The organism is Lentzea xerophila (assembly GCF_051094245.1).
Lineage (GTDB): Bacteria > Actinomycetota > Actinomycetes > Mycobacteriales > Pseudonocardiaceae > Lentzea > Lentzea xerophila.
Genome location: NZ_CP194934.1, coordinates 3,652,833 through 3,673,027 on the forward strand (window position 1 = coordinate 3,652,833; position 20,195 = coordinate 3,673,027).

General features: G+C 69.5%; 24 protein-coding genes and 1 pseudogene. 13 read left to right on the top strand and 12 right to left on the bottom strand.

The window, feature by feature from the left end:
* The first annotated feature begins 25 nt into the window (after nucleotides 1-25).
* The 5 genes from ACRSBM_RS17275 to ACRSBM_RS17295 all read left to right on the top strand — a co-directional run bounded on the left by ACRSBM_RS17275 (nucleotide 26) and on the right by ACRSBM_RS17295 (nucleotide 5,070).
* The gene (locus ACRSBM_RS17275) at nucleotides 26-916 is read left to right on the top strand and encodes a glutaminase (RefSeq protein WP_434444437.1); all 891 of its coding nucleotides are present in this window, start codon (nucleotides 26-28) and stop codon (nucleotides 914-916) included.
* A gap of 40 nt (nucleotides 917-956) precedes the next feature.
* Nucleotides 957-2,261 carry a M20/M25/M40 family metallo-hydrolase gene (locus ACRSBM_RS17280; RefSeq protein WP_434453100.1) on the top strand — a complete coding sequence of 435 codons (1,305 nt, stop codon included), beginning with the start codon at nucleotides 957-959 and terminating at the stop codon, nucleotides 2,259-2,261.
* Between the two features lie 10 nt (nucleotides 2,262-2,271).
* Nucleotides 2,272-3,060 carry an SDR family oxidoreductase gene (locus tag ACRSBM_RS17285; RefSeq protein WP_434444439.1) on the top strand — a complete coding sequence of 263 codons (789 nt, stop codon included), beginning with the start codon at nucleotides 2,272-2,274 and terminating at the stop codon, nucleotides 3,058-3,060.
* Nucleotides 3,061-3,124: 64 nt separating this feature from the next.
* Nucleotides 3,125-3,958 carry an alpha/beta fold hydrolase gene (locus ACRSBM_RS17290; RefSeq protein ID WP_434444440.1) on the top strand — a complete coding sequence of 278 codons (834 nt, stop codon included), beginning with the start codon at nucleotides 3,125-3,127 and terminating at the stop codon, nucleotides 3,956-3,958.
* An 11-nt stretch (nucleotides 3,959-3,969) separates the two neighbouring features.
* On the top strand, nucleotides 3,970-5,070 hold the full coding sequence (locus ACRSBM_RS17295; protein WP_434444441.1) for a hypothetical protein: 1,101 nt from the start codon (nucleotides 3,970-3,972) through the stop codon (nucleotides 5,068-5,070).
* Nucleotides 5,071-5,147: 77 nt separating this feature from the next.
* On the opposite strand, the gene ACRSBM_RS17300 is transcribed toward ACRSBM_RS17295, so the two are convergent.
* The gene (locus ACRSBM_RS17300) at nucleotides 5,148-5,591 is read right to left on the bottom strand and encodes a hypothetical protein (RefSeq protein ID WP_434444442.1); all 444 of its coding nucleotides are present in this window, start codon (nucleotides 5,589-5,591) and stop codon (nucleotides 5,148-5,150) included.
* A gap of 160 nt (nucleotides 5,592-5,751) precedes the next feature.
* Between ACRSBM_RS17300 and ACRSBM_RS17305 the strand changes: the two genes are divergently transcribed.
* Entirely contained in the window at nucleotides 5,752-6,327 is a 576-nt protein-coding gene (locus tag ACRSBM_RS17305) for a dihydrofolate reductase family protein (protein WP_434444443.1), read from the top strand.
* Nucleotides 6,328-6,353: 26 nt separating this feature from the next.
* Here the strand turns inward: ACRSBM_RS17305 and ACRSBM_RS17310 are convergent, their stop codons facing one another.
* Together ACRSBM_RS17310 and ACRSBM_RS17315 are read right to left on the bottom strand one after the other, a co-directional pair.
* Nucleotides 6,354-7,319 (bottom strand): RNA polymerase subunit sigma-70, encoded by a 966-nt coding sequence (locus ACRSBM_RS17310; protein WP_434444444.1) that lies wholly within the window; start codon nucleotides 7,317-7,319, stop codon nucleotides 6,354-6,356.
* 110 nt (nucleotides 7,320-7,429) lie between these two features.
* Complete coding sequence (locus tag ACRSBM_RS17315) at nucleotides 7,430-8,155, bottom strand: helix-turn-helix domain-containing protein (protein ID WP_434444446.1); 726 nt, start codon at nucleotides 8,153-8,155, stop codon at nucleotides 7,430-7,432.
* Nucleotides 8,156-8,284: 129 nt separating this feature from the next.
* Here ACRSBM_RS17315 and ACRSBM_RS17320 point away from each other — a divergent pair.
* Both ACRSBM_RS17320 and ACRSBM_RS17325 read left to right on the top strand, forming a co-directional pair.
* Nucleotides 8,285-8,497 (top strand): annotated as a pseudogene (locus ACRSBM_RS17320) (aldo/keto reductase); the annotation flags it as partial.
* Nucleotides 8,498-8,600: 103 nt separating this feature from the next.
* The gene (locus ACRSBM_RS17325; RefSeq protein WP_434444447.1) at nucleotides 8,601-9,164 is read left to right on the top strand and encodes an aldo/keto reductase; all 564 of its coding nucleotides are present in this window, start codon (nucleotides 8,601-8,603) and stop codon (nucleotides 9,162-9,164) included.
* On the opposite strand, the gene ACRSBM_RS17330 is transcribed toward ACRSBM_RS17325, so the two are convergent.
* From ACRSBM_RS17330 to ACRSBM_RS17340, 3 genes are all read right to left on the bottom strand, one after another.
* Complete coding sequence (locus ACRSBM_RS17330) at nucleotides 9,157-9,369, bottom strand: DUF5703 family protein (RefSeq protein WP_434444449.1); 213 nt, start codon at nucleotides 9,367-9,369, stop codon at nucleotides 9,157-9,159. The genes ACRSBM_RS17325 and ACRSBM_RS17330 overlap by 8 nt on opposite strands.
* Complete coding sequence (locus ACRSBM_RS17335; protein WP_434444451.1) at nucleotides 9,366-10,025, bottom strand: YncE family protein; 660 nt, start codon at nucleotides 10,023-10,025, stop codon at nucleotides 9,366-9,368. Before ACRSBM_RS17335 ends, ACRSBM_RS17330 begins: the two co-directional genes overlap by 4 nt.
* 199 nt (nucleotides 10,026-10,224) lie before the next feature.
* Entirely contained in the window at nucleotides 10,225-11,190 is a 966-nt protein-coding gene (locus ACRSBM_RS17340) for an aldo/keto reductase (RefSeq protein ID WP_434444453.1), read from the bottom strand.
* 72 nt (nucleotides 11,191-11,262) lie between these two features.
* On the opposite strand from ACRSBM_RS17340, the gene ACRSBM_RS17345 reads away from it, so the two are divergent.
* The 3 genes from ACRSBM_RS17345 to ACRSBM_RS17355 are packed head-to-tail and all read left to right on the top strand — an operon-like array spanning nucleotide 11,263 to nucleotide 13,839.
* Complete coding sequence (locus ACRSBM_RS17345; RefSeq protein ID WP_434444455.1) at nucleotides 11,263-12,312, top strand: LLM class F420-dependent oxidoreductase; 1,050 nt, start codon at nucleotides 11,263-11,265, stop codon at nucleotides 12,310-12,312.
* Nucleotides 12,309-13,136, top strand: a complete 828-nt coding sequence (locus ACRSBM_RS17350; RefSeq protein ID WP_434444456.1) for an undecaprenyl-diphosphate phosphatase — start codon at nucleotides 12,309-12,311, stop codon at nucleotides 13,134-13,136. Before ACRSBM_RS17345 ends, ACRSBM_RS17350 begins: the two co-directional genes overlap by 4 nt.
* A 10-nt stretch (nucleotides 13,137-13,146) precedes the next feature.
* A complete protein-coding gene (locus tag ACRSBM_RS17355; RefSeq protein ID WP_434444457.1) occupies nucleotides 13,147-13,839 on the top strand; it encodes a histidine phosphatase family protein in 693 nt (230 codons plus the stop codon).
* Here the strand turns inward: ACRSBM_RS17355 and ACRSBM_RS17360 are convergent.
* Nucleotides 13,811-14,989 carry an RNA polymerase sigma factor gene (locus ACRSBM_RS17360; protein ID WP_434444458.1) on the bottom strand — a complete coding sequence of 393 codons (1,179 nt, stop codon included), beginning with the start codon at nucleotides 14,987-14,989 and terminating at the stop codon, nucleotides 13,811-13,813. The two genes, ACRSBM_RS17355 and ACRSBM_RS17360, sit on opposite strands and share 29 nt — an antisense overlap.
* Nucleotides 14,986-15,360: a YciI family protein gene (locus tag ACRSBM_RS17365; RefSeq protein ID WP_434444460.1), complete on the bottom strand. Its 375-nt coding sequence runs from the start codon at nucleotides 15,358-15,360 to the stop codon at nucleotides 14,986-14,988. The genes ACRSBM_RS17360 and ACRSBM_RS17365 overlap by 4 nt, the downstream gene beginning before the upstream one ends.
* A gap of 106 nt (nucleotides 15,361-15,466) precedes the next feature.
* On the opposite strand from ACRSBM_RS17365, the gene ACRSBM_RS17370 reads away from it, so the two are divergent.
* Nucleotides 15,467-15,916 (top strand): YybH family protein, encoded by a 450-nt coding sequence (locus tag ACRSBM_RS17370; protein WP_434444461.1) that lies wholly within the window; start codon nucleotides 15,467-15,469, stop codon nucleotides 15,914-15,916.
* 563 nt (nucleotides 15,917-16,479) lie between these two features.
* On the opposite strand, the gene ACRSBM_RS17375 is transcribed toward ACRSBM_RS17370, so the two are convergent.
* The 4 genes from ACRSBM_RS17375 to ACRSBM_RS17390 all read right to left on the bottom strand — a co-directional run bounded on the left by ACRSBM_RS17375 (nucleotide 16,480) and on the right by ACRSBM_RS17390 (nucleotide 19,471).
* Nucleotides 16,480-17,598 (bottom strand): site-specific integrase, encoded by a 1,119-nt coding sequence (locus ACRSBM_RS17375; protein WP_434444463.1) that lies wholly within the window; start codon nucleotides 17,596-17,598, stop codon nucleotides 16,480-16,482.
* Nucleotides 17,595-18,641, bottom strand: coding sequence for a threonine aldolase family protein (locus tag ACRSBM_RS17380; protein ID WP_434444465.1), 1,047 nt, complete (start codon nucleotides 18,639-18,641; stop codon nucleotides 17,595-17,597). The genes ACRSBM_RS17375 and ACRSBM_RS17380 overlap by 4 nt, the downstream gene beginning before the upstream one ends.
* 52 nt (nucleotides 18,642-18,693) lie before the next feature.
* The gene (locus tag ACRSBM_RS17385) at nucleotides 18,694-19,065 is read right to left on the bottom strand and encodes a DUF4180 domain-containing protein (protein WP_434444466.1); all 372 of its coding nucleotides are present in this window, start codon (nucleotides 19,063-19,065) and stop codon (nucleotides 18,694-18,696) included.
* A 205-nt stretch (nucleotides 19,066-19,270) separates the two neighbouring features.
* On the bottom strand, nucleotides 19,271-19,471 hold the full coding sequence (locus ACRSBM_RS17390; RefSeq protein ID WP_434444468.1) for a hypothetical protein: 201 nt from the start codon (nucleotides 19,469-19,471) through the stop codon (nucleotides 19,271-19,273).
* A gap of 8 nt (nucleotides 19,472-19,479) precedes the next feature.
* Between ACRSBM_RS17390 and ACRSBM_RS17395 the strand changes: the two genes are divergently transcribed.
* Nucleotides 19,480-20,064 (top strand): alpha/beta hydrolase, encoded by a 585-nt coding sequence (locus tag ACRSBM_RS17395; RefSeq protein WP_434444470.1) that lies wholly within the window; start codon nucleotides 19,480-19,482, stop codon nucleotides 20,062-20,064.
* Nucleotides 20,065-20,195 lie beyond the last annotated feature (131 nt).

The following is a 20,195-nucleotide window of genomic DNA, read 5'->3' on the forward strand; positions in this document are numbered from 1 at the left end:
CCCGTCCCGTGATGGGATGGCGGCCATGGAGCTCCAGCAGCTGGTGGACCGCATCGCCGCCGAGGTCACCCCTGGCGGCGCCGTGGCCGACTACATCCCGGCGCTGGCCAGGATCGACCCGCACGCCTTCGGCCTCGCCGTCGCCACCCTGGACGGCGAGGTCTTCGGCGCGGGGGACCACGAGACGCCGTTCTCGATCCAGAGCATCTCCAAGGCGTTCATGCTGGCTCTGGCCCTCGCCGAGAACGACGACGTGTGGTCGCGCGTCGGCCGCGAACCGTCCGGATCCCCGTTCAACTCGCTGGTCCAGCTGGAGACCGAGCAGGGCATCCCGCGCAACCCGTTCATCAACGCGGGCGCCGTCGTCGTCACCGACCACCTCGGACCCGGCGCCGCGGACCGGCTGCTCGGCTTCCTGCGGCAGGAGAGCGGCAACGCGCGGATCGGCGTGGACCCCGAGGTCGCCGAGTCGGAGCTCGGCCACAGCGACCGCAATCGCGCGCTCGCGCACTTCATGGCCTCCTACGGCAACATGCGCAACCCCGTGGACGTCGTGCTGCGCGAGTACGTCCGGCAGTGCTCGATCGCGATGAGCTGCGCGGACCTCGCCAGGGCGACCTTGTTCCTGGCGCGCCACGGCGTCCGCAACGACGGCACCCGGCTCCTCGGGGTCAGCGGCGCCAAGCGGGTCAACGCCGTGATGCTCACCTGCGGCACCTACGACGCCGCCGGCCAGTTCGCCTACCGCGTCGGCCTGCCCGGCAAGAGTGGCGTCGGCGGCGGGATCATCGCCGTCGTTCCCGGAAGGTGCGCGATCTGCGTGTGGAGTCCAGCATTGGACGCGCGTGGCAACTCCGTCGCGGGCGTCGACGCACTGGACCGTTTCACCACTCTCACCGGCTGGTCGGTGTTCTGACGGATGGTAGGAAGACGGGGTGAGCACAACGGGGAACGCACTGGCAGTGGCAGAAGAAGAGGCCGTGACACTGGTCAGCGAGCTGATCAGGATCGACACCACGAACACGGGTGATCCCGCGACGGTCGTGGGGGAGCGCGCGGCCGCCGAGTGGGTGGCCGAGAAGCTGTCCGAGGTCGGCTACGAGACCACGTACGTCGAGTCCGGCGCCAAGGGCCGCGGCAACGTCGTCGCACGCCTGCGGGGCGCGGATCCCAGCCGGGGCGCGCTGCTGGTCCACGGGCACCTCGACGTCGTGCCCGCCGACGCCTCGGAGTGGTCGGTGCACCCGTTCTCCGGCGCCGTCCAGGACGGGTACGTGTGGGGCCGCGGCGCCGTCGACATGAAGGACATGGTCGGCATGACGCTCGCGCTGGCCAGGCATTTCAAGCGCGAGAACGTCGTGCCACCGCGCGACATCGTGTTCGCGTTCCTCGCCGACGAGGAGGCGGGCGGCCTGTTCGGGGCGAAGTGGCTCGTGGAGAACCGGCCCGAGCTGTTCGAGGGCGTCACCGAGGCCATCAGCGAGGTCGGCGGCTTCTCGATCACGCTGAAGGACGACGTCCGCGCCTACCTCGTCGAGACCGCCGAGAAGGGTATCCGCTGGCTCAAGCTGCGGGTCAAGGGCACCGCCGGGCACGGCAGCATGATCCACCGCGACAACGCGGTCGCGAAGCTCGCCGCCGCGGTGACCAAGCTCGACCAGCACCAGTGGCCGTTGATCATCCGGCCGTCGGTGCGCGAGTTCCTCGACGGCGTCACCGAGATCACCGGCCTCGACTTTCCCGACGACGACGTCGAGGGCTCGATCGGCAAGCTCGGCGCGCTGTCGCGGATGATCGGCGCGACCCTGCGTGACACGGCGAACCCGACGATGCTCTCCGCCGGGTACAAGGCGAACGTCATCCCGTCGACCGCCGAGGCCACTGTGGACTGCCGGATCCTGCCGGGCCGCGAGGAGGCCTTCGACCGCGAGCTCGCCGAGTTGCTCGGCCCGGACGTGGAACGAGAGTGGGTCGGCCTGCCGCCGGTGGAGACGACGTTCGACGGCGCACTCGTCGACGCCATGACGGCGTCGATCATCGCCGAGGACCCTGGTGCCCGCGTGCTGCCGTACATGCTGTCCGGCGGGACGGACGCCAAGTCGTTCCAGCAGCTCGGCATCCGCAACTTCGGCTTCGCCCCGCTGCGGCTGCCGGCCGACCTGGACTTCTCCGGCCTCTTCCACGGCGTGGACGAGCGCGTGCCCGTCGACGCGCTCAAGTTCGGTGTTCGCGTCCTGGACCGTTTCCTGCGCAACAGCTGAGGAGAGTGCCGTGTCCACTGTGGACTTGACCGGGCAGGCCGCGCTGGTCACGGGCGGTGCGGGCGGAATCGGCGCCGCCGTGGTGCGCCGGCTCGCGAAGCTCGGCGCCCGGGTGGCGGTGCTCGACATCGACGCCGCCGGCGCGCACCGGGTCGCGTCCGCGGTGGGCGGCCTCGCCCTCTCCGGCGACGTCACCGACCCCTCGACGATGCCCGCCGTCGTCGAGCAGGTGGAGAGGGTGTTCGGACGGCTCGACGTCGTCTGCCTCAACGCCGGGATCGGTGGCGGGCAGGCCGGGGTGGACGACGCGCTGGACGTCGCCCGCTACCGGAAGCTGGTCGGCGTCAACGTCGACCACGTCGTGTACGGGCTGTGCGCGGCGGTACCCGCGTTGCGGCGGCAGGGCGGCGGGAAGGTCGTGATCACCGCGTCGCTGGCGGGCCTCGCGGCGATGCCGGCCGATCCGCTGTACACGCTGACCAAGCACGCGGTGGTCGGGTACGCGCGGGCGGCGGGCAAGGCGCTGGCGGGCGACGGCATCACGGTCTCCGCGCTGTGCCCGGGGTTCGTGGACACGTTGCTGCTGGGCGCGGCGAAGGAGGAGTTCGACGCCGTCTCGTTCCCGCTGCTGACGCCCTCGGACATCGCCGACGCCCTGGAGGCGGTGCTGGCGCGGGGGAAGCCGGGGGAGGCCTGGACCATCCAGCCCGGCGGGAGGGTCTCGGCCTACGACTTCCGCGGGGTGCCGGGCGTCGGTGGCGGGCAGACGCCGCCGGATGTCGTACTCGGCCACGTTTAGAGCGTGTCCTGGAACCGGGTTGTCTCGTTAGGACGAACAGACGACACGGCGAAAGGAACTCCGCATGGTGCGGCTGGAGGACGGAACCGAGCTCAATGTGGTGCGCGCGGGCGACCCCGGGGCACCGGTCACGGTCGTGCTGACCCACGGCTACGCGCTCGACCACCGCAGCTGGCACAAGGTCGCCGAGCAGCTCAGCCCGGACTTCCAGGTCATCGCCTACGACCACCGCGGCCATGGCGGGTCGAGCCCGGCGACCAAGGAGTCCGCGACCATCGAGCAGCTCGGTGACGACCTGGGGGAGCTGATCGAGCGGGCCGTGCCGACCGGTCAGGTCGTGATCGCCGGGCACTCGATGGGCGGCATGGCGGCGCTCGCGATGGCCGAACGCCGGCCGCGGCTGTTCCGGCAGCGGGTGCTGGGCAACGTGTTCGTGTCCACGGCGGCGAGCGGGATGTCCGAGACGTCCCTCGCGTGGCCGAAGTCGGTCGGGAAGCTCGTGCGGGAGCTGGAACGGGCGTTCGGGCCGATCGTGCGGGCGGTGCGGGAGAAGATCGAGCCGACCAAGACCGCAGGCCTGCGGTGGTGGCTGTTCGGCGACCAGCCAGCGGACGAGGACGTCGAGCTGACCGCGGACATGGTGTGGGGGCACTGGCCGGAGACGGTCGCGCTGTTCCGGCCCGCCGTGGACCGCTACGACCGCGAGGCCGGGCTCACCGTGGCGCAGGAGAAGGCCGTGGTCGCCGTGGTGGGCGACGAGGACCGGCTGGTGCCCGAGTCCGACGCCGTGAAGTTCGGCGGAACATCGGTCATCCTGGCCGATGCCGGACATATGCTGCCGTTGGAACGGCCGTCGGAGCTCGCGAACCTGATCCGTGAGGTGGCCGCCAAGGCATAGCTGGGGGGCTGGTGCGGCAGTACCTGGAACCGCGGACGGACGTGCCCGCGAGAGACGACTGGTCAACCCGCCTCGCCCTGGCCGACGTCCGCATCAGCACGCGGCAGCACGTCGAGTCGCTCATCGCGGTTGTCACGTTCGTCATCACGTTCTTCGTGCCGTCCACGCCGGGGAACACGGCGGCGAAGATCGTGCTCGGCGTGCTGGTGGTGTTGTCCTTGGGGGCGTTGCTGCCGAACCGGGCCGTGCGCCGCGCGTTGCGCAGTGGTCTGCTGGACGAACCGTGGCGGCGTGCTCCGGCAGCGGTCGCCGAGAAGTGCGAGGACGACCCCGGCGACCGCCTGTTGCTCGACGGGCTGGTACTCAAGGGCTGGTTCCACGACCTGCTTCTGGTGGTGCTGGACCGGCAGGAGGCCTTCGTCTGCGGCCCCGATGCCGAGGGCCACGCGGTGGTCAGGGCCGCCGGGTCGACGTCGATGTGCGTGGTCCGGGCCGACGAGGGGGAGTACCGTCCGAGAGAACGCGAGGAGCGCCCCCTCGGACGTCCTCGCGACGACGAACGGGTCCAGGACGGGCTTCGCATGTCCCGCTCGGTGGGGCGCTACTTCTGGTTGTTCCACGCCCTGACAGCACTGGTCGTGGGGGCGCTGGTCGCGCTGAGCATCTCCCCGTTCGCGCCGACCGGGCTGGTCGCGGCCGCGATGCTCGCCCCCGGGCTGCTCGGCCTGCCCGCGATGATCGAGGTGGTGCGCCGTGAGCGCGACATCGCCAGGGCCGTGGAGAGCTCGCCGGCGTGGAGCTCGGTGCCGATCACGTTGTTCCCCTGGACGCGCGGGTACCACGTCGCCGGGATCGCGCAGATGCCGGGCGGACCGGCGCTGGTGCGGTTTCCGCGGCCGTCGTTCGACCTGGTCGCCAACATCGCCGACACCGGGGCCATGTGGATCGCGGGCACGCATCGGGGCATCCTCGCCGTGGGCGTGCCGGGGACGAGCCACTTCATGTTCGCGGTCGCGCGACCGGATTCGGCCGTTCAGAGCGGCGACCCGATGTCGTGGTGGAGGCGGTGGGGGCAGAACGACTTCAGCGTCGTCGAGGCACAGGGGGCGTGACCTGCCGCGCACCGGCGTCATGCGGATTGCCAGGACGCCGGTGCTCGCGGTGGGGTTGCCGGCGCTGACGCCGGGCTTCAGCGGCCGGCCGCGCCGGACCGGCGTCTGCCCGGCGGGCGGCCGAAGAGCCGTACGTGCTCGTCGACCAGCCAGTCCTTCAGCGGTGCCCATTCCGGGTGGTGGTTGAGCACCAGCAGCCGGTGCATCCACCAGTTCGGGTCGTCGTGGCGGGGGAACGCCGCGAGCCACGCGGCCCGTCCCTTTTCGGGCAGTCCCCAGAGGTGGGCCAGCTGGCCTTCGGCGTCCGTGTCGAGCTGAGCGGTGATCCGACCGCTCTCCGTGTGCCATTCCGCGCGCAGTTCGCGCAGCACGGCGACAGCCTGTTCATCGCCTTCCTCAGCGGTGACGACGACTGTGTGAAGGCCCTGCGCCGCGGCTTCGGCGAGCAGGGCTCTGGCGGACGTTTCGTCGTGCGGCAGTGCGCTGTGAGCGACCCCGACTTCGTGCGGCACGAGCTCCATGACTCAGAATCTGATCATATCTCGTAACCGGTTCGGTAGATTTTATTGCTTCAGTGTTGACTGACGAGTCACCTTCGCCTGGCTCGGCACCACGCACCGATTAGGTTCCCGCGCCGCGGCCGTCTGTACGTGTGAGATCGACTCACGGAAGGCTGGCACGATGCGGAAACTGATCTTCGGCATGAACCTGACCCTCGACGGCTACATCGCCGCGACCGGCGACAGCATCGACTGGAGCGGCGGGGACGGTGGGCCGAGCGACGAGCTGTTCGGGTGGTGGCTCGACCAGGAGCTGGCGAACGATCTGTCGCTGTACGGGCGCAAGCTGTGGGAGACGATGAGCTCCTACTGGCCGACCGGCGAGCAGCAGCCCGACGCCGGCCCGGCGCAGATCGAGTTCGCGCGGAACTGGCGGGACACGCCGAAGGTGGTGTTCTCCTCGACGATCGACAAGGTCGACTGGAACACCCGCCTGGTCACCGGCGACGCGGTCGCCGAGATCACCCGGCTCAAGGCCGAGGACGGCGGTCAGATGAGCATCGGCGGCGCGACGCTCGCCGGGGCCGCCATGCGGGCCGGGCTGATCGACGAGTACGCCCTGGTCACCTACCCGGTCCTGGTGGGCGGCGGCACGCCGTTCTTCACGGCGCTGGACAGCTGGGTGAACCTGAAGCTGGTGGAGACGCGGACGTTTCCCGGCGGCGTGGTGCTGACCCGATACGAGACGAGGCGATGAGCACGGGGTTCCGAGGACCTGTCTGATCACAGTACCGGGGGCAGGTCCAGCCATGGTTTGCCGGTGGCGTCGAAGCCGGTGAGCTCGGCGATCTCCCCGTCGACGATGTGCAGGACCGCGATGGCGAACAGCCGGTACTCCGGGTCGTCGGGGGTGCGGAGGTACAGCACGGCGGCAGGCATGCGGTTGACCGTCGTGGTGACGCCGCGCCAGTCGTCGTGGCCGCGCTGGAAGAGCCCACCGGAGATCCAGCCGTCCACCGCGTCCCTGGCCGTCCTGATCACGGTGCCCGGATCGGGCAGCATCGCGAAGCGCAGGTCGTCCCGCAGCAGGGACATCAGCCCGTCGAGGTCGTTGCGCTCGTGGGCGTCGATGTATGACTTGACCACGCCGCGCTCGTCGTTCGACAGCTCGTGGGTGGCAGGGCTCCGCCAGTCGAGGCGGCGGTCGGGCAGCTGCTCCCGCATCGTCACACGGGCCCGCTGCAGTGCGCTGGTCACCGAGGCGACGGTCAGCTCGAGGGCGTCGGCGGCCTTCGCCGCCGGCCAGCCGAGGACGTCGCGCAGGATGAGCACCGCCCGCTGCCGCGGCGGCAGGTGCTGGACGGCGACGATGAACGCCAGCTCGATCGTTTCCCGCGCCACCACCGATTCCTGCGGGTCCTCGGGGAGCATCCGGTCGGGGTACGGCTGCAGGTACGGCACCTCGGAGCCGGGGTCCGGCAGCTCGGACGGCACGGGTGTGCGGTGGTCGCGCTTCTCCAGGAAGTCGAGGCAGGCGTTCGTCGCGATCCGGTACAGCCAGATCCGCAGGGACGCGTGGCCCTTGAACGACTCCCGCTTGTTCCACGCTCGCAGGAACGTCTCCTGCGTCATGTCCTGGGCGTCCTCGTAGTTCGCGAGCATCCGGTAGCAGTGCACCTGCAGCTCACGCCGGTGGCGCTCGGTCAGGAGCGCGAACCGCGTCGTGTCGTCCGAGTGGACCTCGGTCATGGTCGTCAATCCTTCCACCGGTACGAGAGGGCTACCAGAACTGACGACGTGGCGGCCGATTTCTGATCGGTGAGGCGTGGCCGCTGCTTCACTTAGAATTCTCTATAGCTTCAGTGTTGACTAAGAAGAACCATAATCCGGTGTTCGCCTTCACCAGGCAGGTGCAGCGTCTCGAACACCAGCACATGAGCACCCCAGCGTTCGATGCCAGTGGTGGGAGGCAGCGTCGCGGCGGCGTCGTAGCGGTCGGTGAAGGCGGCACCGGCGGTGATGGAGAGCTCGAACGCGAGCGCGGCCGCGGCGTGGTCGCCCAGGTCGGCCGCTGCCCGGAGTGCGGCGGCGCGGGCGTCCGCGATCGCGTCCCAGTCGGGGTAGCAGGCCTTGGCCTCGGGGCTGAAGGCGAAGCGGATCAGGTTCGGCTCGTCGCCGAGACCTGAGATCGTGCGGAACGTCTCGGTGCACGCGAGGACGTCGCCGGACGGGTTGAACACGCACGCCGCGGCGGGTTCGAGGGCGTCGAGGACCGCCCGGACCGTCGGTCGCAGCGGTGGTGGCAGGGGAGGGGAGCAGGTGCTGCCGGCCTTGATCAGCCGGTACAGGTGGACGCGTTCGTCCGCGGTCAGGCCGAGCGCGTCGGCGAGGGAGGCGAGGACCTGGCCGGAGGGGGAGCGGTCGGTGCCGCGTTCGAGGCGGGTGAGGTACTCGACGCTGATGCCGGCGCGGTCGGCGAGCTCGCCGCGGCGCAGGCCGGGGGTGCGGCGGCGCTGGGTGCTCGGTGGGGGAGTGCTGGCTTCGCGGCGGGCGCGCAGGAAGCGGCCCAGTGCGTTGTCGGCCATGATCAGCGAGTGTAGAGGGGCCCTGAGCGGGACTCCCTCGGCCGGTTTCGCGCGGCGATGCTATGGATCATGCGATACCGACTGTTCGGCCGGACCGGCCTGCGCGTCTCCGAGTTGTTGCTGGGCACCATGACGTTGCGTTCGGAGGACGTGGCGCGGCGGGTGGTCGACACCTACGCCGACGCGGGCGGGAACTTCCTGGACACGGCGTCGGCGTACGGGGAGAGCGAGGAGGTCCTCGGGGCCGTGCTGGGGCGGCGGGACCGGTTCGTGGTGGCGACGAAGTACACGTTGTCGCGGGACGAGCGGGATCCGAACGCGGGTGGGAACCACCGCAAGAACCTGGTGCTGTCGCTGGAGCGGTCGTTGCGGCGGTTGCGGACGGACTACGTGGACGTGCTGTGGGGTGCACCTGTGGGACCGGCACACGCCGGCCGAGGAGACGATGCGGGCGCTGGACGACGTGGTGCGGGCGGGGAAGGTGCTCTACGTCGGGGTGTCGGACGCGCCGGCGTGGTTCGTGGCGCGGGCGAACACCCTGGCCGAGTGGCGGGACTGGACGGCGTTCTCCGGGTTGCAGGTGCCGTACAACCTGCTGCGGCGGGACGTGGAACGTGAGTTGCTGCCGATGGCTTCGGCGATGGGGCTGACCGTGGCGGCGTGGGGGCCGTTGGCCGCGGGGAAGCTCTCCGGTGGCACGCAACGGGCCGGTCGGCTGACCGAACGGGAGGCGCGCGTGGCGTCGGCCGTGCGGGCGGTGGGGGAGGAGCTGGGCGCGACGCCTGCTCAGGTGGCGTTGGCGTGGGTGCGCGCGTCCGGTGCGTTGCCGCTGGTGGGGGCGCGGACGCCGGAGCAGGTGGTCGACTGTCTGGGCGAGGTGGTGCTGCCGCCGGAAGCGGTCGCGCGCCTGGAGGCGGCGGCCCCTCATCAGCGGGGCTTTCCGGCGGACTTCATCGCGGAGTGCGAGGCGAGCCCGTTCGCGTTCGGCTCCGGTGTCGTCGTCAGGTGATGAGGCCTGGCAACAGGGAGGGCTGGCGCTTGCGGCGGAGCCAGACCTTGCGGGAGCCGTCGCCGTAGAGCAGTGTGCGGGAGAGTTCCCAGCCCGCGAACTCGGCGTGGATGGCCAGCTGCGTGGTCGCGGTGCGGCGGGAGATGCCGGGCGGCAGACGCAGCGGCCGGTACTCCCAGTCTCCGTCGATCACCCCTTCGCTCATGGTGAGATCACCTGTATCCCTCCGTTGTCGCCGGACGTGACCGTGACGCGTCCGGATTCCTGGTCGACGCTGACGGTGTTGGGTTGACGCACGGTGGGGAACCGGTGCTTCTCGGTCGGTTCGCCACCGGCGACGTCGAGTCCGACGACCTCGTTGCGCTCGGTGAGCGTGATCCACGCGATGTCGCGCTTGGCGTCGTAGGCGATGCCGTAGGGGGTGCCGGGCATGGGGTAGCGCTGGCGCATGATCAGCGGGTTGATCGAGAACGCGATGAACTCGCCGCCGCGGGTGTCGACGACGAGCAGGCGGCCGTAGCGGTCGCCGACGGCGTTGGTGGCGCCGTCGCCCGCGCGCAGGCCGGGGCCGCGCGTTTCGGCGCCCTTGTCGTCGGTGGTCATCTCGAAGACGGCGCTGCGCAGCCGGTCCAGCTCGACGTTGCGGCCGTTGACCTGGAACTTCAGGGTGGTCTCGCCCGCGGTGAACTGCCGGCCGCCGGGCGTGACCTCGCCGGGGACGGTGCCGGTCTGGGCGGGGGAGTGGGCCGGTGTGGCCGCTTCCAGGACCTCCGCGACCTGCAGCGGATCTTGTGACCCCTCGCTCTGGCCGCACGCGGTCAGCATGGCGGTGGTCAGGATCAGTGCAGCGAGCCGGCGCAAGATCGGGTCCTCCTGTGGAACGTCGTGGTCTCCAGCATCCCTGACGTTCAGCGGAAGGTCACGCAAGGGGTGGGGTGAAACTCGCCCGGGCGCCCCGGTCATTTAACTCTATTGTTTCAGTGTAGACCAAAATCAATAAGCCCGACAGTCACCAACAGCGGTCAAGTCACCACCACAGAACAGCTCAGAAGAACGGGCGTCAGGGCATGGGACGTTCGGGGTAGCCCAGCTCGATGGCGCTGACGTCGTCCAGGGCCGCGCGGATGGCCGGGGGCAGGGTCAGCTGTTCGGCTTCCAGCGAGGCGATGAGCTGGTTGGTGTCGCGCGCGCCGACGACGGGGGCGACGACGCCGGAGCGGTCGCGCACCCAGGCCAGGGCCACGCACAACGGCGAGGTGCCGAGGCCTTCCGCCGCGGTGGCGACGGCCTGCACGATCCGGGCGGCCCGGTCGTTGCGGTGCTGTTCGACGTAGCCGGCGAAGTGGGCGGAGGCGCCGCGGGAGTCCGGTGGGGTGCCGTTGCGGTACTTGCCGGTGAGCACTCCGCGTCCCAGTGGCGCCCAGGGCAGTAGTCCGAGGCCGTGGTGCAGGGCCGCGGGTGCGACCTCGCGTTCGATGCCGCGTTCGAGCAGGGAGTACTCGACCTGGGTGGAGATGAGCGGGAACGTGGAGGGGGTCATGACGGCGGTGGTGAGCTGCCAGCCGCTGTAGTTGGAGACTCCGGCGTAGCGGACCTTGCCGGAGGAGATGGCGTGGTCGACGGCGGAGAGCGTTTCCTCGATCGGGACGTTGACGTCCCAGGCGTGGAGTTGCCAGAGGTCGATGTGGTCGACGCCGATGCGGCGCAGGGAGCCGTCCAGTGCGGAGAGCAGGGCGCCGCGGGAGGCGCCTCCGCCGAAGGGGCCTTCGGTGCGGCGGGCGACGGCTTTGGTGGCGAGGACGAGTTCGTCGCGGGGGACGACTTCGCCCAGGAGGCCGCCGAGGATGCGTTCGGCTTCGCCGTCGGTGTAGACGTCGGCGGTGTCGATGAGGGTGCCGCCGGCGTCGGCGAAGGCCATGAGCTGGGTGGCGGCTTCGTCAGCGTCGGTGTCGCGGCCCCACGTCATCGTGCCCAGTGCCGTCCTGGAGACGCGGAGACCGCTGCGGCCGAGGTATCGCTGTTCCACGTGCGCGATGCTAAGGGGTGATCATCGGTTGAGCCTGGCAATCGGTATTACTGACCGGTAGGGTCACGGCTCGTGAAGCTCGGACTGAACCTCGGATACTGGGGCGCCGGCAACGACGCCGCGAACCTTGAGCTGGCCAAAGAGGCCGACCGGCTCGGCTTTTCGGTGGTGTGGGCCGCGGAGGCCTACGGTTCCGACGCGCCGACGGTGCTCGCGTGGGTGGCCGCGCAGACCGAACGCATCGACGTCGGTAGCGCGATCTTCCAGATTCCGGCGCGGACGCCGGCGATGGCGGCGATGACCGGGGCGACTTTGGACACCCTGTCGGGTGGCCGGTTCCGGATGGGGCTGGGTGTGTCGGGTCCGCAGGTGTCGGAGGGCTGGCACGGTGTGCGGTTCGACAAGCCGTTGGCGCGCACGCGTGAGTACGTGGAGATCGTGAAGAAGGCGCTGACGCGCGAGAAGCTGCGTTATGAGGGTGAGCACTACACGTTGCCGTTGCCGGATGGTCCGGGTAAGGCGTTGCAGCTGACCGTGCATCCGGTTCGTGAGCAGATCCCGATCTACCTGGCCGCGGTCGGTCCGAAGAACCTGGAGCTCACGGGTGAGATCGCCGATGGGTGGCTGGCGATCTTCTTCTCGCCGGAGTTCTCGGTGGAGTCGCTGGCGAGCGTGAAGGCCGGTCGGGAGAAGGCCGGGCTGACGATGGACGGCTTCGACGTCGTGCCGACGGTGCCGTTGGTCGTCGGTGAGGACTGGAAGGCGTGTGCGGATCCGGTTCGTGCGTACACGGCGTTGTATGTCGGTGGCATGGGCAGCCGCAAGCAGAACTTCTACAACAACCTGATGGTGCGGATGGGTTTCCCGGCTCAGGCGGAGGAGATCCAGGAGAAGTACCTGGCGCGTGACTACGCCGGTGCGATGGCGGCGATTCCGCTGGAGTTCCTGGACGCGACGTCGTTGCTGGGGCCGAAGGAGCGCATAGCAGACAAGATGAAGGCCCTTGCCGCGGCGGGGGTCACCACGCTGTCCGTTTCGCCGATGCTGCAAGATCTGGAGCAGGGGATCGCGGGCCTTCGCACCGCGGCCGAGGCTCTGGATCTGGCAGGAGTGGGTAGTTGAGCTGGTTGCAGGCTCTGGTCCTCGGACTGGTCCAAGGACTGACGGAATTCCTGCCGATTTCCAGCAGTGCGCACCTGCGCATCACGTCGACGCTGTTCTTCGGCAACGACGCGGGCGCGTCGTTCACCGCGGTGATCCAGTTGGGTACCGAGGTGGCGGTGCTGATCTACTTCGCCAAGGACATCGGGCGCTTCATCAGCGCCTGGTTCCGTGGCTTGTTCAACGCTGAGGCGCGCAAGGAGAGGGACTACCGGCTCGCCTGGTACGTGATCATCGGTTCCGTGCCGATCTCGATTCTGGGTTATCTGTTGAAGGACGAGATCCGGACGTCGGCGCGGAACCTGTGGATCACGGCGACGATGCTGGTGGTGTTCGGTCTGCTGCTGGGGTTGGCGGACCACCTGGCGAAGCAGCAGCGTGATGAGCTGCGGATGAAGGACGCGATCGGGATGGGGCTGGCGCAGGCGCTGGCGCTGATTCCGGGTGTGTCGCGTTCGGGTGGCACGTTGACGGCGGGGTTGTTCCTGGGGCTGACGCGGGAGGCGGCGGCGCGGTACTCGTTCCTGCTGGCGATTCCGGCGGTGTTCGGGGCGGGGTTGTTCTCCATTCCGGATGTGCTGGAGCGTTCGGGTTCGGGTGTGCAGGCGTCGGTTCCGCAGATGATCGTGGCGACGTTGATCTCGTTCGTGGTGGGGTACGCGACGATCGCGTGGTTGTTGAAGTATGTGTCGAAGCATTCGTATTCGGCGTTCGTGTGGTACCGGTTGATGCTGGGCTTGGTGCTGATGGGGCTGCTGTCGATGGGGTTGCTGCAGCCGATCTAAGGTGGGTGGCGTGGCCACTGTGATCCTGCTTCGACATGCGCGTTCGACTGCCAACGGTTCCGGTGTGCTCGCCGGGAGATCGTTGGGTGTGGGTTTGGACGAGCGCGGGCGGGCGCAGGCCGTGGCGCTGGTGGGCCGGTTGAAGGACGTTCCGGTGAGTGCGGTGGTGTCGTCTCCTCTGCAGCGGTGTGAGGAGACGTTGGCGCCGTTGCTGGCGGATCGGTCGCTGGAGGCGGTCGCGGAGCCGGATTTGTCCGAAGTGGACTATGGGGCGTGGACCGGCAAGGCGTTGAAGGACCTGTTCGAGGAGCCGTTGTGGGCGGTGGTGCAGCAGCATCCGTCGGCGGCGGTGTTTCCCGAGGGTGAGGGTCTGGCGCATGTGCAGGCTCGTGCGGTGGCGGCGGTGCGGGCGCATGACGCGCGGATCACGGAGGAGCACGGTCCGGGTGCGGTGTGGGTGTTGTGCTCGCATGGTGACGTGATCAAGGCTGTTCTGGCGGACGCGTTGGGTGTGCATCTGGACGGGTTCCAGCGGATCGTGGTGGATCCGTGTTCGATCTCGGTGGTGCAGTACACGCAGACGCGGCCGTTCGTGTTGCGGGTCAACGACAACGGTGGCGATCTCTTGGGTGTGGTGCCGGTGGCGCCGCCGCAGGAGGAGCCGTCGTCGGACGCTACCGTGGGTGGCGCGACCGGGACCTGAGGTAGCGCTGTTCGGGGGCGCTGAGCGTCAGTGTCGCGGCTTTCTCGTATTCCTGGCGGGCTTGGTCGTGTTCTCCTCGCAGGTCGAGGAGATGTGCTTTGACGGCGTGCACGCGGTAGTGGTCGAGGTCCAGTGTGGACAGCTCGTCGAGTGCCCGGTCGGGGCCGTGGACCATGGCGACGGCGACGATGCGGTTGAGTGACACCATGGGGCCGGGTGCGGTGACGGTGAGCAGGTCGTAGAGGCCGAGGATCTCGTGCCAGTCGGTGTCGTCGGCGGTGGGTGCCTCGGCGTGGACGGCCGCGATGGCCGCTTGCAGCTGGTAGGGGCCGATCTGTGCGGTCCGCAGTGCTTTCCTGATGAGTTCGGTGCCTTCGGCGATGGCCTTGGTGTCCCACTTCTGGCGGTCCTGCTCCGCGAGGGGGACGAGGGCGCCGTGGGGGTCGGTGCGGGCGGGTCTGCGTGCGTCGGTGAGCAGCATCAACGCGAGCAGGCCGGTCAGTTCGCCGTCGTCGGGTCTGCGTTTGTGCAGCTGGCGGGTCAGGCGGAGGGCTTCGGCGGTGAGGTCGACGCGGACCAGGTCGTCGCCGGAGCTCGCGGTCGAGCCCTCGGTGAAGATCAGGTACAGCACGTGCAGGACGGCCGTCAGGTCCTGGGGTGGGCGGAACTTCGCGCCGGACTGCTTGATCTTCTGCTTGGCGCGGCTGATGCGTTGTGCCACCGTCGTTTCCGGTACCAGGAACGCCCTGGCGATCTCCGCTGTCGTCAGGCCGCCGACCGCCCGGAGGGTGAGGGCGATCTGGGAGGCGGTGGTGAGGCTCTCGTGGCAGCACAGGGCGAGGATCGTGAGCGTGTCGTCCCGCGCCGGCACGGGGTCGGGTGGGGGAGGGGTCAGCGCGACGACCTTGTCCTCGCGCTGACGGCGTGCGGTGTCGGACCGGTACTGCTCGATCCACCTGCGGCTCGCGGCGGTGATCAGCCAGCCCTTGGGGTTGTCGGGCACTCCGTCGGCGGGCCACTGCTGGGCGGCGGCGAGCAGGGCTTCCTGGACGGCGTCCTCGCAGACGTCGAACTGTCCGTGCCGGCGCACGAGCACGCCGAGGACCTGCGGCGCCAGTTCCCGCAGCAGGCCCTCCACCTCACGGTTCACATGTCGTCCAGCATCGTGGAGTCCCAGACCGGCCGGATCTCGATGCCGTCGTTGTGGGCGTCGGGCAGCGTGGCGGCGTGGGCGATGACCTGGTCGATCGTGTCGGCCTCGACCAGGTAGAACCCGGCGAGGTACTCCTTGGCCTCGGCGAACGGCCCGTCGGTGACGACGACCTCGCCGTCGCGGATGCTCACGCCCTTGCCGGTCTCCGGTCCGGGCAGGCCCTCGCTGACGACGAGTTCGCCGGACGCGCGCAGCTTGTCGGTCAGGTCGTAGTGCGCCTTGCCGAACTGCATCTGCTGTTCTTCGGTGAGCTTGTCCCATGCGGCCCGTGACTTCGGGTTGCTGTAGATGAGGATCAGGTACTTCACTTCGGGGCCTCCGCTCGTGGCTGCCAAAAATCTTCTCACCGCCATGTCGAGACCGTGGGTCGTGTCTCGACATCGGTGTGTCAGCCGAGTTGATGGAGGTTGCGAGATGACTCAGACACTGGTGCAGGACGAGGTCGCGATCCGCGCGTTGTTCGCGGAGCAGGTGGAGGGCATGCGTCTGCGTGATCCGGCGCGGATCGTCGCGCGGTACGCCGAGGACGCGGTGACGTGCTCGTTGGCGCCGCCGTTGCGCAACACGGGTGTGGACGCGCGTGACCCGGAGGCGTTGGCGGGGTGGATGGCCGGGTTCAGCGGGCCGATCACGCTGGAGCATCGGGACCTGGTGGTGGTCGTGTCCGGTGATGTGGCGTTCGTGCACGGGCTGGCGCGGCTGGCGGCGGTGCCGGTCGGCTATCCCGAGGGGTTCTCGATGTGGATGCGCACGACCGTGGGGTTGCAGCGCCGTGACGGGCGGTGGCTGGTGACGCACGAGCACGACTCGGTGCCGTTCTACATGGACGGGTCGTTCCTGGCGGCGACCGATCTGGAGCCCTGACCGGTCTCGGTCTTCATTGGACTGGTCGTCCGTTGGTGTGCTGCGAGAGACGTGCCGAGGTCCGGACCGTGCAGGGGGTCGGTCCGGACCTCGGCGTTCTTGCGGGGAGGGAGTCCTAGTTGGCGTTCACCGCGGCCCAGGCCCGGTTGACCGCCGCGTACTCGGGTGACGAGGTGCCGCCTGGGGTTGTGCGCTTCATGAACGCTCCTTGTTCCGCCGCAGGGAGTGATCGCTCCGGCGTTACAGGGAAGCCGGGTCGATCACCGTGGAACAACCTGATCATCGTGGATGACCGGGTGTGGTGATCGTATTGCTCTCAGTGCATGGGGCCAGCCGGTTCCAGAGTGCGAGATTGCTTCATGAATTGAGTCGATGCGCTGGTCAGACAGCCGGGATTTGTCCGCATGGCGGGACATAAGGGCAGCTCAAGCGGCCTGGAAACAGAACGGAAACGTTCCGGTGTGATGGTGCCGACGGTCTAACGTGCTGCGCTGGTTGGTGCAGTCCTACTGGCGGGGATCTTGTTTAGAGTTAACCTCGCGGTCTGAGACCTGGGTCACAACTCACAGGCCCAGGCGGGTGACCGCGTTGTCCTCCAGGGGGTTCGCGGTCCGGATGTAGCGGTGCACCGTGCGCGGGTTCGTCCACCGGCCCTGCCGCATGATCTCCCGGTCGCTCGCGCCGCCCAGCGCCGCCTGCGTCGCGAACCCCGCGCGCAGCGAATGCCCGCCGAACAACGCCGGATCCAGCCCCGCCCGCACCGCGTACCGCTTCACCAACTCGGCCACCGCGCGCCCCGACATCGCCTTGTGCCCGATGCCGCCGTGCCGGTTCACCACCGGGAACAGCGCGCCCTCGCGCCGCGTGGCCTGATAGCCGTGGCAGCGGTGCAGCCCGTTCTCGGTGAGCTGCCTGCCGTCGAGCACGTCCGCCCAGTCCGCGAACGCGCACACCGGGCACGTCGGCCGCCTGCTGCCGCGCGGCAGCACCACCGATTGCTGGTGCTTGCCCGTCTGATCGGTCTTCGTCGTGCCCAGCCGGATCAGCAGCAACGGCTCGTGCGTGCGCGGGTCCACGTCCACCGTGACGTCCTGGAACTCGATCGCCGCCAGCTCGCTGCGCCGGAGTGCCCCGGCGAACCCGACCAGCAACAACAGCGCGTCCCTCGAGCGTGCCGGACCGTCTTGTGGCCGTTCGGCCAGCAGCGCTTCCAGCGTGTCGAGCAGCACGGGCCGTTTGCGCCGGGGCTGCGACTTGCGCGTGCGGCGGATACCGCGCAACGTCAGCCGTACGACGTCACTGCGCGTCGGACTCGGCAACCCGTTCGCCGCGTGCACCGCCGAGATCGCCGCCGACTTGCGTTCCAGCGTCGACGCCCCGAACGCCGGCGACCCGTCCGGCTTCACCGTGTCCGCCGCGGCCGCCAGGTACACCGCCACGTCCAGCGGATCGGCCGGCAACGCCTGCCGCCCCTCGGCCTGGCACCACCCGGCCCACGCGATCCAGTCCGACCGGTACGCGCGCACCGTGTTCGGCGACTGGGCACTGCGCAGATACGACGACAGCGACGCGGCCTGCTCGTCGTCGAACCGCTCCCGCACCCTCGCGAGCGCGTCGACGTCGATCAGCACCGAGTGCGACACCCTGACCAGCGCGTGCTGGACGGGTTCGGGCAGGCTCACACCCGCGATGGTAGCCCTCTGATCAACTCCACCACCTCGCCCGGCGTGAACTCCAGCCCGCTGATCCCCACGCTCACCTCGAAGCTGCACCGCCGCGGATCCGGGTTCGACCGCGCGTACAGGAACAGCCTGATCCCGGTCTCCTCCAGCAGGTTCAGCGCGGCGCGCTGGGCGTCGTGGCGCGACATCGGCAGGTGCACGTGGAACAGGGGAGTGGCCGGCACGTCCGGTGTGGTGTGCGCGAACCCGTCGGCGTTGATCGCCTCGGCCAGGGCCTGCGCGTGCTGCTTGAACTCCGCCCTCCGCGGCAGGTTCACGTCCATGCCCATCAACGCGATCGCCGCCAGCGGCCACGCGTCCACGATCGCCCCGCCCAACCGGCGCCGCCACACCGCGGCGTGCCCGATCGTCTCGGCGTCCCCCGCGAGCACCGCGCCCCGCACACCTTCGAGTCCTTTGTAGAGCGACACGTACACCGTGTCGAACAGGGCGGCGATCTCGGCGAGCGTGGCGTCGTACCCGGTCTGCGCCTCCCACAGCCGCGCACCGTCGCAATGCGCGGCCGCACCCGACTCCCGCACCCACTTCACCTGCGCAGCCAGGCTGGTGAACTCGGGCAGCACGCCACCGATGTCCCGTTGCGGCAGCTCGAACACCACCGCCGCGAGCGGCTCCTGCACCGCCACCAGGTCATCCAGGCCGAACAGCTCGTTGCGGTCACCCACCGGATGGAACCGCAAACCGTGCACGGCGCTGTAACCCTGGTTCTCCCACACGTGCAGATGCGTCTGCGGATGCCCCGCGAACGCCTGCCGCCCCGTCCGCTCGGCATGCACCCGCAACGCCGCCTGCTGCGCCATCGTCCCCGACGGGAAGAACAACGCGCTCGGCTTGCCCAGCAGGTCCGCGACCCGCTCCTCCAGCTCCCGCACCGGATCCTCCGGCCGCGTCTGCGGCGTCAGGTACTCGGTGAGACGGCGCGCGAGCTCCAGCGGCGACTTGCGCGGACCGCTGTGCTGCGACAGGGAACGGCGGATGTCCATGCCGCCGACACTACCTATTGCAAGTTGTTTGCAATAGGTCCGTTCGTCGTGATCAGGCGGCTGCGCTCAGGCGTGCGTCCAACTCCGCCTCGTCCGCCACGAACCACAGCTGCCGGCCCTTGTTCGACTCGTAGACGAAGTCGCGCAGCGCGGTGCTCGCCGCCACCTGCTCGGCGATGTCCCCGACCACCGCGACCTTGAACCCGTACTGCTGGAACTTCTGCACCACCGCACCCGCCACCCGCGTGCGCAACACCAGGAAGTCCTCGGCCAACCGCGGCAGCGGCAGCACCAGCCACTGCACGTCCTGACCCCACAACGTGCCGATCAAGTCCACAGCGGACTGCTCGTCACCGATCCGCGGACCGTCCGGCGCGCACATCAACACCGTCGCGCCATGGCGCGTCTGCACAACATCAGGCATGGCACGGAAACCTAGCGGCGGCACGCGCCCGGTGTCGCGCCGAATTCCCCACCCCAGCGCGGAAGACCTGCGCGTGCGCCGAACTCCCGCGCGAGCGGTGATCACCACTTGCTAAGGTCGCCGCACGCGAACTGCCTGAGGAGGTGAGTCCCATCAACGCGGTGAACCCACGTGGGCGCTCCTCCACACCATCGGCCTGACGCCATCAGCGCGCGTCGCCACGGGAGCGCTCCAGCAGCCATCCCGAAAGGCGAACGACCATGCGCTCCACCTCGGCCACAACGGCCTCCGACGGCATCACCCACCGCGACTTCGTCCACGACGACGTCCCCGGCGCGCTCTGGACCCCCGCCGGAAACCCACCGGCCTCGTGCTCAGCGCCCACGGCGGCGGTCAGCACACACAAGCCCCGGCATGATCACCCGCGCACAACGCTGCGCCGCCGCCGGACTCGCGGTCGTCACACTCGACGCCCCCGGCCACGGCGCCCGGCCCCGCAGCGCCGCCGACGACCGGTTCGCCGCCGGGATCCGCTCCCGCATCACCGCCGGCCAGGACGCCACCGCGCTCGTCGCCGAGTACAACGCCCTGCAAGCCTCACGCGCCGTCCCGGAGTGGCGCTCCGTGCTCGACGCGCTCACCGACATAGGTGACAACGCCGACATCAGCGGCCACGTCGACATCAGCGGCAACGTCGGCTTCTGGGGCGTGTCGATGGGCAGCGCCATCGGCATCCCACTCGTCGCCGCCGAACCCAGGATCCGCGCGGCCGTCTTCGGGCTCGTCGGCGCCACCGACGACCTGGTCCACGCCGCCGCGACGATCACCGTCCCCGTGCGGTTCCTGCTGCAGTGGGACGACCGGCTCATACCGCGCGACGCCGGCCTCGCGATGTTCGACGCCTTCGCCACCCGGCAGAAGACCCTGCACGCCAACCCAGGCGGCCACGGCGAGGTGCCGGCCTTCGAGATCGACAGCGCCATCGCGTTCCTCTCCTGACTCCCGGCCGCACACCCGCGCTCCGCATTCCCCGCGGGGAGGCGGTTGATCATGCAATCAGGACGTCCACCTGACGGCGCCAGGCGTGGATCCGGACAGGATCCACCCGCCCGAGGGACGCCTCGGGCGGG